Source organism: Oscillospiraceae bacterium, from assembly GCA_034925865.1.
Classification (GTDB): domain Bacteria; phylum Bacillota; class Clostridia; order Oscillospirales; family SIG627; genus SIG704.
This window is the reverse complement of sequence record JAYFRN010000025.1, coordinates 12842-26274: the sequence shown is the minus strand read 5'-3', so window position 1 is coordinate 26274 and position 13433 is coordinate 12842. Positions and strand designations below refer to the sequence as shown.

The following is a 13433-nucleotide window of genomic DNA, read 5'->3' as shown; positions in this document are numbered from 1 at the left end:
AATTCAGCAATCGAAAGCGCCTGAAGATGTTGCTCATCGAAAGGCATGGCCATAAATCGATTCAGCGTTATTTCAGGGCACCCGGCGCCATTTTAGATGCGGGAGAACGGAAAAACTGATAATATGTGCATTTGATCATTCCGTTATACAGTCTGCGCTTTTTATCTGCCCGGCGTCCGAAAAGCCTTTCGAAGTCCTCACACGATGTTATCACATATATCTGCCAGCTTCCGAGCGCGGAAGCGGAGAACGCGTGCCCCATATCTGAATAAAGCTTTTCTGCTTCGCTCACGCTCATCAGCCTTTCGCCGTAAGGCGGGTTGCATACAATAGTGCCGCGCCGTCCTCCGGTTTCGATTTTAAGCGCATCCTGGCAAAATGCCTTTATGTTTTTCTGCATTCCCGCGCGGCGTATATTTTCTTCCGTCAGCTTTACGCATTCCGGACTTATATCCGAAGCATACGCTTCGAATCCGGTTTGTATTACCGCGCTTCTCGCTTCCTCACGCGCGTTTTTCCATGCCGAATCGGGTATGTCGTAAAATTCCTCCGCGGCGAAGTCCCTGAACATTCCCGGCGCCGTATTGGTCATGATAAGCGCTGCCTCTATCGGAATAGTGCCGCTGCCGCACATCGGATCCCAGAAAAGCACTTCCTCGCGCGGACGCGCAAGCTTTGCCATCGCGGCGGCCAGAGTCTCTCTTATCGGAGCCACCGAGGAATCAGGCCGGTATCCGCGTTTATGAAGCGGAGCGCCCGAAGTATCGATCATCAGATTGGCCGTATCGTTAAGTATGAAAAACTCTACGCGATATCTGATCCCTTCCTCGGGAAACACGGATATGCCGTATTCCGGCTTCATGCTTTCCACGATAGCCTTTTTTACGATTTTCTGGCAGTCTGGTATGCTCGTCAGACGGCTCTTAATTGAATGACCGGTAACGGGGAACGCGTCGTCGCGTCCGATCCAGTCCGTCCATCCCAGTGCTTTTGTACCCTCGAATAAAGCGTCAAAGCTTTCCGCGGGAAAGCTTCCGACTAGTATCAGCACCCTCTCAGCGTATCTTAAAAATATATTGCATCTTGAAATGGCCGATATGTCGCCTCTGAAGGTGACTCTGCCGTCAATCGTCGATATCCGCTCGTATCCGAGCGCGTCTATTTCTTCTCCCAAAAGGCCTTCCAGCCCGAAAAGGCATGTGGCAACAAGTTCAATCATTGTTTTTTATCGGCATTTTGCGGTTTACGATATCGGCGCCGATGCCAATCGTCCGCAATAATGCCTTTTCACTTTCAAAGCTTTTATTATTAAATGATAAAAATACCGGAAACACTGCCGTTCTTACATTTACCGATACCGAAACAGCTTTGAATAACTCGGGTGACAGCTGCGCCGTAATCAGATAAAGCTCCATTGATTCAGGCGTTCCGGTACAGGCCGCCATCATATGCGAAAGCCCCGGACAGCAACCGGCCTGATAGCTTTCAACAAATGAGATAGCCCTGAAAAGCTTGTTATAATCCTGTGCGCATGTGATTTCCTCTGCGTGAATATCCTCTTGTCCGTGATCATACCACAAGACTGTGCATCCCTCGCCGTTTCGTACTCCCGACAAAACACATGCCAGCGTCACCTCCACGGCGGCATCGGTTTCTGCCCTTGCTTCCGCCGGCAGCGCGCCGGCTCTCTCCTCAAGATCGCACAGCACATATCTGCGGCGTGTATCATCATTGGCATAAATTTTAACAAGAGGATTGAATTCTCCGGATATAGTTTTCGATGACAGCTTCCAGTGTATACTTTTAAGACTGTCGCCGGGTAAATATTCTCTTATTCCGAATATGTCGGTCTTTTCTATATGCGAAAGATGCGAGCCGGACGCTTCGCCGGCCGCGGCCTGAAAGCCGTTGTCAAACAGCTCAATTGCTTCGCTGCGGGGAGACACCTCAATCACAACAAAACGCCCTGTTTTGAGTCTCAGAGAAAAAAGTCTCAGCAGATCGTAAACAACGATAGATTCAAAGCCGATCTTGAATTTACCCCTGTATCCGAAGGTTATATCCGTTTGAATCGCGGCCCTGCTCATCGGAAACAGAGTCAGCTCACGCGTGGATCTGTTAATATTTATCGCCGCTTCGTCAGGATACACGAGGTTCGCTTCAAGATAAAACACCGGAAATACCGACGCGTTTTCTATTATGCATGAGACCGTCGTTACGCCTCCTCTTTCAATCCTGGGGCTTTGGCAGGTGACGGAGTATCTCACGGCCATAAGCGTCAACACTGCGTAAATCAAAGTCAAAGCAGGAAGCGTCAGTACAAGCCAAAAAAGCACTGTCGACAGCGGAGTGCGCAGCGCTTGCGTGAAGATCACGGCAAATATGATTATGCACAGATAAGTAATTCGCGAACGACGCAGATTACGTTTCATTACCGTCTCCGCGAACCCATGAACGGGGTCTCCGTTGATTCCAACACCTCGGCCGCGACCGCTTCGGCGGTGAGCTTTCCGAATCGCGCCTCCTGTTTAAAAACGAATCTGTGAGCCGTCGTCACCGCAAACACCCGTTTTACATCCTCGGGAAGGACATAATCGCGTTTATCTATAAACGCGGCTGCCTGAGAAGCTTTCATAAGCGCCACCGACGCTCTTGGGCTCGCTCCGAGCTCAAGGCTGCGGTGAGAACGCGTTTTTGCGACGAGTTCGACTATATATGAATAAATACGGTCATCAATGTATACGCCCGAACAGTAATTCTGAATCGTCCTGACAGCTTCTCCGCCGCTTTCGGCAGCCGGCCCAAGCAGATCCAGCGGATTTTCGGACTTTCTGTCCATAATCATTCTTTTTTCGGATTCCGCATCGGGATATCCGAGTGAAATTCTCATGAGAAATCTGTCTATCTGCGCCTCCGGCAGCGGATATGTCCCCACATAACCGGATGGGTTTTGCGTAGCGATAACGATAAACGGCTTCGGAAGCTCGTATGTGATCCCGTCCACCGTCACCTTTCTCTCCTCCATGGCCTCAAGAAGGCTCGATTGTGTTTTCGGAGAGGTTCTGTTTATCTCATCGGCAAGCAGAATATTACACATGGCAAGCCCTTCACGGTACACAAACTCATCGGTTTTCCGGTTATACATGTTGAAGCCGGTTATGTCCGAGGCAGTTACGTCCGGGGTGAATTGCGCCCGGTTGCATTTAAGCCCTGTCGTCTTCGCGAGAGCTGTCGCCAACGTCGTTTTTCCGACGCCCGGCACATCCTCGATCAATATATGCCCGCCCGCATACAGCGCGCAAAGCACATTTGTTATCTTATCGCGTTTTCCTAAAAAAACGCCGGATACCCCCGACAGAATCCTGTCGGAAATATCATAGCATTCTTCAAGCGATAAAGCTGTCCGTGTTTTTGTTGCTGTTTGAGTCATGACGAAAAACACCTTTCGATAGATAAGCTACGGCCGCTTTTAAAGGCCCCGCATCAATTTATAAACGGGCCACTTTAAAGCCCGTAAAAGCTTTTAAAGTATTTATTGTTCTTTTCTGTCAGCATTTCTTTTATTAACTCTGCTTTTAATTAATTACCGTTAATAAGTGAAAAGATTTATGTTTATTGGCTTTTCTCTCCTGTAAAACAAGGATTATTTAATTGCCGTTTTAATAATGAAGCTTCCTGCATGGCTTCTTTTCATATATGTTAATAATAAATTCCGCGGTCACATCGAGTTCGTTTACGTTTTCAAGCTTGCCGACATCGCGCTCTGAGGTCTTATATGCATATGGCGTCATATTGAAAAGCGCTTTTATTTCCGAGTTGCTGTTGAGATGCGCCGGAAATGACAGACGCTTTTCTTCAATCCGCTCAAATCCCTCTCTTTCGGGAGCTTTGAGAATATTTTCATACGGCTCGTCATATATAATACGTTTCAGCTCGTACAAATGGCGTTCTCCGGGTGACACTACGTAAAGCCTCCCGCCGGGTTTCAGCGTCCTGTGCGCTTCCGCGTCGGCGACCGGAGCGAATATGCTTGTCACCGCGTTCAGGGAGTCCGAAGCAATCGGCATTTTAAAAACTCCTGCAACAGCGAATAACGCTCCCTGTCGTTTCGCCGCGAGCATGACGGCGCGTTTTGACAAATCAAAGCCATATGCATCGGTTTCGCCGATTTTCGACAGAGCCTCGACCATGCGTCCTGTATAATACCCGTCTCCGCACCCGGCATCGGCAAAGGAAAAGGAAAAAGCAAAAACAGAATCAGATAAGCCGTTTCTGAAGCCACAAAGCTCCGCGGCCATAAAATCCGCAAGCCGCGCATATGCTCCGCCCTCAAGGAATTCATGGCGCGACCTCGCCATCTCATCGTTGTCGCCCGATCCGGACGCGCCGGCACCGGTCATAAAATTGACATATCCCTTTGAAGATATATCAAAGCTGTGACCCTTTTCGCACACATACGCGCGGGAATATGAGCTGTTTTCACGGAATGCCAACGGGCAGGAACACACGGGGCAAATCAAGGCGCTCATTTTCCGCTCAATATTCTGTCCATAGACGCGGAGGTATTGTAAATTATCTGATCGGAATAGTGATTGTATGCGGGGATCATTTCACCGAATACCCATCCGTCATAACCTGTACGGTTCAATTCGTTCACTACAGCCGGATAATTCACATCGCCGGCAAGTAAATCGACAAAGCCGCCAAGTGTACCGACAGAGCTGCGGTAATCTTTGAAGTGAACAGACTTGATCCTGGTGCCGAGTATTTTAATCCAATGCTCGGGATATCCGAAAGCGATCGTATTACCGACATCCAAATAGCTGCAAACATATTCGCTTCCGATTTCGTCTATGAAAGTTTTCATTTCAATCGGTGAAAGCAGGAATTTGTTCCATACGTTTTCAAGGCATAGATACACACCGTATTCTTTTGCGGTTTCAGAAAGCGTCCTGAACCCGTTTAAAGCTCTTTCATAAGCCACATCGTATTCAACGATCTCGCATCCAGGTATAAAATCAGCGTTGACAACGCCCGGAAGGACAAGAATCGTGCGGCAGCCGAGAATAGAAGCTGCCTCGAGCTGACGCTTTGTTATTTCCGCGGAACGTTTTCTTATCGCGGGGTCGGATGACGTGATCGGATTTCCCCAGTAAAGCCCGGACGCGAGCGACGGAAGAGAAATTCCCGTATCGGATGCTAGCTTCTTTATCGCGCCAAGCTCCTTTTCGCCGGATTTAAGCGAAAGCTCTCCTTCCTCATCAAGCGAAAGCTCAATCCCTTCAAACCCGGCTTTTTTTGCCATGACAATTTTTTCAGAAAGAGTCATGCCGCTGGGAAACGACCATATATTGATCCCCTTTTTCATTTTGCTTCTCCTTTTCCCTCTCCGTATATTTTATATTTTTTTAAGTCTTTAAGATAACTATATTCGATGTTATAAGAGTTAAGTTCACTTGTGTTTGTTTGGGGGCCGGCGAGCTTCAGACTTAAAAGGGTCTTGTTCCCGTCCTTAATATAAAGATAAACCGTTTCTTCTTCGAGGTTTATATTTATGTCGTTGAATCCGAATCGGAAGGTATAATACCCTAAGGTGTTTTCCGATGCGCAGTATGACATATTATATTTATGCGTCTGCCCTCCGGGACACCGCGCGGTGATATAAATATCATACGGCAGATATCCGTCTTTATCGACGGGATGATATTTTGTATTAACCTTCATGGAAAACTGAAGATTGTGAGCGCTTGTGAGATATGTGATATATCTGATCTGTATTCTTCCCTCAGGATCCATTGTCGTGGTCGGGTCGCAGCGTGTGACACCGAAAAACTCCCTGTGTCCTTCGGCCGCAACTTTCGAAATCATATAAAGCGGGCTGCGATCGGGCATCGGGAGCTGTAGAATGCTCTCCGTACGCCTTGATACAGCATTGGGGTCGAGTATAACGGTCTTTGTAAGCGATGTGTCCCGCGCAATATAAAGCCTTCCGAACAAAAACAAATATAAAGCAGCGGCTATTGCAAGCACCACCCATCTCAAAACCTTTCCCGGCTTTGAGGTAGGCTCCAGATCGTCTCTGTATCCGTCCATATCAATTTTCCTTGCTTTTCAACCAAACATCTTATTCAACGGGATATTTGAAACGTTTAAAAGATCAAAAACGCTTTTATCCACGACAAAAAGCTGACTGAGCGCCGAATATCTCGTCGCAAAATCCTTAGTCATCAGCATGCCCTTGATTGTAGAGGTATAATCGGTAACCTTTGCTTCGTCGAGCGCATAACGCTTTATTATAAATATGTTTGAACCGATCTCGGCTTTACCTATGCCGCCTATGCCAAGCGATTTAACCGTGTCAAAATATGCGGACGCGCCGATTTCGCTGAGCGATTCGGTTCTGTGTGCATCCTTGTATGCAGAGGCCTTGTCTGTATCCGGCGAAGTCTCGTCGTATTCCAAAAGATCCTCAAACAGCGTGCCGTCCTCCATTTTCTTCATTATTTCGTCAACGAGCGCCGTCTTTTTGGCCGCATCCTCTTCGGAAAGCTCCTTTCCGTCGGCATCGGTTTTGACGTTTATTTTTATTCTGTTTGTAGTATAATAATTATTCTTGAAATAATCAAGGATCTTTGCGTCGTTTATTTCAGCCTCGCCGCCGGCTTCATAAAGAGAGCTTTTGCCTTTTTCAGAAAGCTTTGAAAGCTCGAGATATCCGAGATAGAGATTATATGTCATCCCGAATTCCTTAAGCGCGGCCTCAAACGCCGATTTTGTTTTATATACGGAGGTGATGCTTGAATCAAGCGTCTCCTTCAGCGATGCCTTTTCCGCGGATGTAAGCGATATGCCCTTGTCCTTTGCATACCACGCGTAATAAAGAATTGCCTCCTGATCGTAAAGCGTCATTTGCAGAATGCCCGCACCGCGTGTCTCCGCGGCAGTGTCTCCGACCTGCTGAGCCCAGAAGTCAGGATAGTCGGTCAGATCGCTGATCGCCACTGTCTTGCCGGTCATAGTCTGATAAGCATATTGCAGATAAGTCGTCTTATATCTCGAAACCAGAAACAAAAACACGTTGGTCGAAAGCTTCATGTCCTTAAAGCTGATCAGCGTGGAATTCGTCTCAGAGCATGAGACGAGCGAGCACATGAGTATGGTAATCACCGCCAACGCGGCGCAAATAACTCTTTTTGAAGTTCTCATCAATTATATCTCCGAATTTCTTTGTTTTCGGTTATTATATCATACGTACAAATAAAAATCTACATTTCTATGTAAATTGATTATGTTTTACGGATTCTGTCCGTGTTTTATTAATCGGCAACTAAATGATATTGTCTTATTAAGAGAAAAGCCCATATACTAAAGCCTTTTTCTCTTTAAATGTAAATATTCAATTGCCGAGTTAATAATAACTGCAAAATGCGATTGAAATGGTTTTTTATTTGCGGCATACACGCGCCAAAAAGCTGTCGAATGCTTACCTAAATATTGACAAGGCAATCCAAATGCATTATAATATAAAAATATAAATCAACGCAAAAGAGGTAATTGTATGTCAGAGCAAAATAAAGAAAAAGCTTTTGAAAAGGGCGGGATCTCTGTCCAGACAGAGCACATTTTTCCGATTATAAAACGTTGGCTTTATTCAGACAAAGAAATATTCCTGCGCGAAATCGTCTCCAACGCCTGCGACGCCGTAACAAAGCATAAAAGGCTCGTGTCACTGAACGAAGCGCCCGGTGATGAAGCGGAATACCGCATCACGGTCACTCTCGACAAGGATCTTTCAACCATAACCGTCTCAGACAACGGAATTGGCATGACCGCCGATGAAATCAAACGGTATATCAATCAGATAGCGCTTTCGGGCGCGCTTGACTTTATTGAAAAATACGAGAGTAAATCCGATTCCGACGGATCGTCGGGAATAATAGGACACTTCGGCCTCGGCTTCTATTCCGCATTCATGGTTTCCGAATATGTCGAGATCAATACAAAATCCTTTCAGGATGGGCCCGCGTCATATTGGAAATGCAGCGACACGGGAGAATTTGAAATGGGTGAAGGCGAAAAGACCGTCAGAGGAACCGAAGTCGTTATGCACATATCGGACGACGAAAAAGAATTTCTCGATAAAGCCCGTCTGAACGGGATACTGAATAAATACTGCGCCTTTATGTCCGTACCCATTTATTTCATCGACAAAAGCTCCGAAGAGAAAAAAGCAAATGCTGATAAAGAGAAAAAGGACGGAGAGGAAAATGAATCCGAAAAGCCGATAAACGACACCTCGCCTCTATGGCTGCGTCCGGCGTCCGAATGCACCGACGAAATGTACCGTGATTTTTATAAAAAAGTATTTGACGACTGGCGCGAGCCGCTGTTCTATATTCACATAAACGCCGATTTTCCTCTCAATTTCAAAGGGATACTGTATTTCCCGAAGCTCGCTCACGAATATGAAAACCTGGAGGGTCAGGTAAAACTTTATTACAACCAGGTTTTCGTCGCGGATAATATAAAAGAAGTGATTCCGGAATATATGATGCTTTTAAAGGGTGTCCTCGACTGTCCGGAGCTTCCGCTCAACGTGTCGCGCAGCTATCTTCAGAACAGCGGATATGTTTCCAAGGTATCGGCGCATATCACTAAAAAAATCTCCGATAAGCTCAATTCACTGTTTAACACGCAGAGAGCCGATTATGAAAAATTCTGGGACGACATAAAGCCGTTTGTCGAATACGGCTGTATGCGCGACGGAAAATTTTATGACAAGACAAAAGACGCTGTCATTTTCAAGACCGCGGACGATGAATATGTCACGCTCGCCGAATATTCCGCGCATCTATCTGAAAAAGCCGGTATAACGGAAAAGATCGTTTATTACGCCACGAACAAGCTTCAGCAGATAAACTATATCCGCATGTACAAGGAACAGAACATTGATGTGCTTCTGCTTGACGCGCTTATTGACACTCAGTTTATCAGCTTTCTCGAAGGAAAGCTTTCTCCGCTTAAGTTCGTGCGCATAGACAGCGACGTTGACAGCGCGCTTCGCAATACCTCAGAAGCCGATCAGAAGGACGAAACGAACAAGCCCGCGAATGAAGAAGCGCTTAAAAAGCTGTTTACCTCCGCCGCAGGCGAAGGAGTAGAAATAGTATTCGAATCTCTGAAAAGCGGAGCGTATCCCGCCCTCGTTACACTTTCTGAAAGCGAGCGGAGGTTCGCTGATATGATGAAGCTGTATTCACGCGGTGAGAATATACCCGGAAATGCCTCAAAGCAGGGCGAAAAGCTTGTTATAAACAAAACCAACGCCTTAATTAAGAGACTATCGGATATGATCTCCGACCAATCCAAGTCCGAAAAAGCAGCAAAGATCGCAAAACAAATTTATATGCTCGCGGTCATTGCGCAAAGGCCGCTCGACGCAGACGAGCTTCAGAATTTCGTCGGAGATTCAATAGAATATCTGAGTGATTCGGCAGATTAAATTTTATCTCGAAAGAGATAATTCAATGTAAGAACCGGCGCCGCCGCATTTCAACGCGGCGGCGTCTCGGCTATCATTCATATAGGTAACCTCTAAGAACTCATTTTTGCTATTGTTCCACTCTCAAAAAAACGAGAAAAGTAGAGATAATAAAAGAAAACAAGAGATGTAATTTTGAGTTATTGAATATTTAGAGGTTCCCTATAGCTATTATCTCTTTGGTATTAAAACTATAGCCGCATGGCAGCATGCGTTTTTCACATAACTTTCAATATATACCGGGCTTCAAATTCATGCAGAAGCATCTATACTTTTATATTTATCTTGAATTCTAAAATCGGGAGTTTATAAGTTAATTTTAATTTTTTAATATCATGCATTGCCGATAACTTTTTCTATTTAAATATAACTATTTTCTTTTGTGATTATTCTTAAATGTTTTCACACACAAAATATGGATTTAATAAAACGGCATAATAATATCAATAATAATAAAGACTTATATTATGGGTTTCGACAAATAATTAAAAATTTCGCAAAAATAATTTTAAAATTTCCTCAAAAAGACTTGACATTTGGTATTATAATGTTATAATCATATGCGTATCTGTATGGGAGTAAAAGAGTCCTCATGAATGACAGATCAGTTCACGATCCACATGCGGCCGGAGAAGACGGAGATATTCTCTCCTTGATATACAGAGCTCGCGGATCGGATCAGGATGCTTTTCGTTTTATATCGGAAAGATATAAGGCAATGCTTTGCGGTATAGTCAGGGGGCTTATACGTCCCGGAGTCGAATTTGACGATCTCTATCAAGAGGGACTGATTGCTCTGTTTAAAGCCGTGATGCTGTATAATCCCGATTATTCCTCATTTTCTACTTTTTCTTATTTATGTATGAAACGCGCGGTTATTTCCGCATACCGAAAAAGTGTCCGCAGCGGCTCAGCTGAAATTCCAGATTCCTCTTCCCCTTCGGATCCGGATAACGATTTCTCCGGAGACGAGCAATTATATAATACCTTTGTTTTTCCCGATAACTCGGTGACCCCGGAGAGCCTTTATTTGGACAAAGAGAGCACAGAGCTCCTGTTCAAAAAAATCGACGGGCTGCTATCCCGATACGAAAACGAGGTTTTGCGGCTCTTTCTGACTGAAAAGAGCTATGACGAGATCGCCTCGGCTTTGGGCGTTTCCCGTAAAAGTGTTGACAACGCACTTTCACGCATCCGCAGTAAGCTTAAGATGTTATTTGATTAGTATCAATCTGTCTTACAGTCATTTGCGTTTTTCTTCTTTTATATAAATAGTCAAATAATTAACTTTTCTTATTCTGCCCGTGTAGCTTAAGTCAAAGCGTTTTCAGATGTCGGTTTAAGTCCGTCCGTGGGCTAAATTATATTTTTCAACACCGAAGCGAGGTAAAATCATGTATCAGGACAAAACATTGGTATGCAAGGATTGCGGCAGAGAATTCATCTTTACCGCTGGCGAACAGGCATTCTATGCTGAAAAGGGATTCCAGAACGAGCCCCAGAGATGCAAAGTATGCCGTGACAGCAAAAAAGGCGCAGCAAAAGGTCAGAAGGAAATGTTCACAACCGTGTGCGCAAGATGCGGCAAGGAAGCGAAAGTTCCGTTCCAGCCCAGCAACGATCGCCCTGTTTATTGCAGCGATTGCTTTGCAGCGCTCAAAGAATCCAAGTAATTAATTACTGAATTGTTGCCAAGAAGCAAGCCGTCCGATTTCGGACGGCTTGCTTTTGCTTTCGTGAGTTAATGCAGATAATGCTGATTACATATGTATCCGACTTCCTTATTTCATGTTGAATCTCGGATATGATACTTCATCATCCATATTTTGTTTGTTGATTTCGAAAGCTGTTTTTTCGGCTTCTTCCGCTTCCTCCTTTGTGCGATGCACAGTGCCTCTCGGATGCTGCGGAGGCGCGTAAATTGAATATAGCTTAATTGGAGTTCTGCCCATATTGACAAGATTGTGCCAGGTTCCCGCCGGAATGAAAACAGCATATCCGGGATATACCCATTTTCTGAACGGCAGATTGTCTTCTTTATCGCCCATCACTGTTATGCCGGTGCCTTCTTCTATCCGCAAAAATTGATCTGTGTCAGGATGTATTTCCAGCCCTATTTCACCGTTTACCGGTATGCTCATTAGCGTAAGCTGAAGATGCTCTCCCGTCCACAGCGCACGCCTGAAATATTTGTTCTGTACGGTATCTTCCTCGATATTTGTCACATATGGCTCGGGACCATAATCAATTTTTCTGACAGGATTTTCATCCGGATATTCATCATCATTCCATTTTGCTCTGATCCTGTTGGATTTAAACATAATACACTCCTTTCGGGTTTTTCATCTTATAATATGCATATGTTTCTTTATGGGTGAATAAGGTGATGCGGTTAATTACGCAAGACTAGATTTACTGAGAACCTTCGATAAAAAACATTGCCGTGACAGGCTGATTCAGCCTGTCACGGCAATTGTGCATTTTTACCCATGTATAAAGTTTTTATCGCGTTTCTCTTTTATAAATGCTCAGGGAAGCATTCTCTTCGGAAGCAGCTTCAGCGCAGTTTTGCACTGGGTAAAGCCCTCTGCGAATTCTACGCCGCACTGGAGACCGCGGAAGGAGCTGATTATTCTTACACTGCGCGTGTAATCGATATTGTCATGCTCCATCAGCCATTTCGCCTGACTTTGATGGCAGAGAAGCATTTTGATCTTCATATCAAATACATCTGAGATATCGACATATTCAGTAGGTACGAAATCAACGCCGTATGCGTTGTCCATATAAAATATCGGAACCACCTTGTCGGTCGCGGGATGCTTTGTTTCATAATGGGGAACGCTTGCCATGAACGCAGCGTCAAACACGAGCTGTGAAGCCGCGGTATGGTCGCACATGTAATCGTTGGGAGACATCGTGATTATAAAATCCGGATTGACCTGACGAATGATATCAACTATTATATCTTTTTGTTCTTTATCCTGATAATAGGAATCAAGGTCGCCGATATTGGCGGTAAGAGCGGTGAAGCCTGCCATTTCGCATGAACGGCGTGCTTCCTCTATTCTCATTTTTCCGAGTTCCTCAGGCATTATCTGAAAATGCCCCATATCTCCGTTGTTGATATGGCATACGAAGACCTCGTCTCCTCTTGCCTTGCATTTAAGCAGCGTTCCGGCGCAGTTGATTTCCATGTCGTCCGGATGCGCGCTGATACACAAAACTCTCATTGGAATATATTCCTTTCGTCTTTTGGAAATTGTAATATTATATTATTTTGCAGATATAAAACGGCAATAATTAAATGTTTCGGGGTATACATTGTTGCCGTGTTATTAATATGAAGTTTCTTGCCAGGCTTCTTTTTAAAGAAGCCGCGTATCCCCTTCGTCTGCGTCCACTTCCGGGTGTTTTATTCGGCTCCGCACATTTCGGTGACCAGACGTATTATAAAAGCACACATATCCGGGCTCTGCAGCTCGTATTCGACATACTGACCGAGTATTGTCCTTCCAATCCTGACGGAAATATTGCTCGCTATTTCATTAACGCGCAGCTGCGTACCGCTTTTAAAATTTACTATTATGCCGAAATTCGGAACCGATTCTGCCGAAAGCGGCTGCCATGAATCCGAGGCGTTGAAGGTTTCAACAAATTCGTAAATCTGAGCTTTTGTCAGTTCCATCGTATTCGAATTATCCTCGGCGCCTTCCCATATATACGCCTTGTCTATATCGGATATATTGATCTTTTTTTGCGGATTGGAGCGATATACAGAGATACCGGCATATGTTATGGCCGCAACGGAAAAAACAGCGCATACAATTATTATAATTACATAAATGCTTTTTTTCATATGTGTTTCCTCCGTATGCCGTATTTATAATTT

General features: G+C 45.0%; 13 protein-coding genes. 3 read left to right on the top strand and 10 right to left on the bottom strand.

The genetic code is table 11. The features are described from left to right. Positions 1 to 67: 67 nt before the first annotated feature. The 7 genes from VB118_09120 to VB118_09090 all read right to left on the bottom strand — a co-directional run bounded on the left by VB118_09120 (position 68) and on the right by VB118_09090 (position 7206). Positions 68 to 1219 carry a class I SAM-dependent RNA methyltransferase gene (locus VB118_09120; GenBank protein MEA4832756.1) on the bottom strand — a complete coding sequence of 384 codons (1152 nt, stop codon included), beginning with the start codon at positions 1217 to 1219 and terminating at the stop codon, positions 68 to 70. After that, a complete protein-coding gene (locus VB118_09115) occupies positions 1212 to 2432 on the bottom strand; it encodes a DUF58 domain-containing protein (GenBank protein MEA4832755.1) in 1221 nt (406 codons plus the stop codon). Before VB118_09115 ends, VB118_09120 begins: the two co-directional genes overlap by 8 nt. Next, positions 2432 to 3430, bottom strand: a complete 999-nt coding sequence (locus VB118_09110) for a MoxR family ATPase (protein ID MEA4832754.1) — start codon at positions 3428 to 3430, stop codon at positions 2432 to 2434. The genes VB118_09115 and VB118_09110 overlap by 1 nt, the downstream gene beginning before the upstream one ends. Before the next feature lie 229 nt (positions 3431 to 3659). Next, positions 3660 to 4529 (bottom strand): methyltransferase domain-containing protein, encoded by an 870-nt coding sequence (locus VB118_09105; GenBank protein MEA4832753.1) that lies wholly within the window; start codon positions 4527 to 4529, stop codon positions 3660 to 3662. Next, positions 4526 to 5368, bottom strand: a complete 843-nt coding sequence (locus tag VB118_09100; GenBank protein ID MEA4832752.1) for a sugar phosphate isomerase/epimerase family protein — start codon at positions 5366 to 5368, stop codon at positions 4526 to 4528. The genes VB118_09105 and VB118_09100 overlap by 4 nt, the downstream gene beginning before the upstream one ends. After that, the gene (locus tag VB118_09095; protein ID MEA4832751.1) at positions 5365 to 6093 is read right to left on the bottom strand and encodes a hypothetical protein; all 729 of its coding nucleotides are present in this window, start codon (positions 6091 to 6093) and stop codon (positions 5365 to 5367) included. Before VB118_09095 ends, VB118_09100 begins: the two co-directional genes overlap by 4 nt. 18 nt (positions 6094 to 6111) lie before the next feature. Then, positions 6112 to 7206 (bottom strand): hypothetical protein, encoded by a 1095-nt coding sequence (locus VB118_09090; GenBank protein MEA4832750.1) that lies wholly within the window; start codon positions 7204 to 7206, stop codon positions 6112 to 6114. A 352-nt stretch (positions 7207 to 7558) separates the two neighbouring features. Here VB118_09090 and htpG point away from each other — a divergent pair, with 352 nt between their 5' ends. The 3 genes from htpG to VB118_09075 all read left to right on the top strand — a co-directional run bounded on the left by htpG (position 7559) and on the right by VB118_09075 (position 11214). Continuing rightward, a complete protein-coding gene (htpG, locus tag VB118_09085) occupies positions 7559 to 9502 on the top strand; it encodes a molecular chaperone HtpG (protein ID MEA4832749.1) in 1944 nt (647 codons plus the stop codon). A gap of 631 nt (positions 9503 to 10133) precedes the next feature. Then, positions 10134 to 10766: a sigma-70 family RNA polymerase sigma factor gene (locus VB118_09080; protein ID MEA4832748.1), complete on the top strand. Its 633-nt coding sequence runs from the start codon at positions 10134 to 10136 to the stop codon at positions 10764 to 10766. A 169-nt stretch (positions 10767 to 10935) separates the two neighbouring features. Continuing rightward, positions 10936 to 11214 (top strand): zinc-ribbon domain containing protein, encoded by a 279-nt coding sequence (locus VB118_09075; protein MEA4832747.1) that lies wholly within the window; start codon positions 10936 to 10938, stop codon positions 11212 to 11214. A 108-nt stretch (positions 11215 to 11322) separates the two neighbouring features. Here VB118_09075 and VB118_09070 read toward each other — a convergent pair whose 3' ends face one another. From VB118_09070 to VB118_09060, 3 genes are all read right to left on the bottom strand, one after another. Beyond that, positions 11323 to 11862 (bottom strand): cupin domain-containing protein, encoded by a 540-nt coding sequence (locus tag VB118_09070; GenBank protein ID MEA4832746.1) that lies wholly within the window; start codon positions 11860 to 11862, stop codon positions 11323 to 11325. A 207-nt stretch (positions 11863 to 12069) separates the two neighbouring features. Continuing rightward, positions 12070 to 12774: a PIG-L deacetylase family protein gene (locus VB118_09065; GenBank protein MEA4832745.1), complete on the bottom strand. Its 705-nt coding sequence runs from the start codon at positions 12772 to 12774 to the stop codon at positions 12070 to 12072. A gap of 182 nt (positions 12775 to 12956) precedes the next feature. Then, complete coding sequence (locus VB118_09060) at positions 12957 to 13400, bottom strand: hypothetical protein (protein MEA4832744.1); 444 nt, start codon at positions 13398 to 13400, stop codon at positions 12957 to 12959. Between the last annotated feature and the right edge of the window lie 33 nt (positions 13401 to 13433).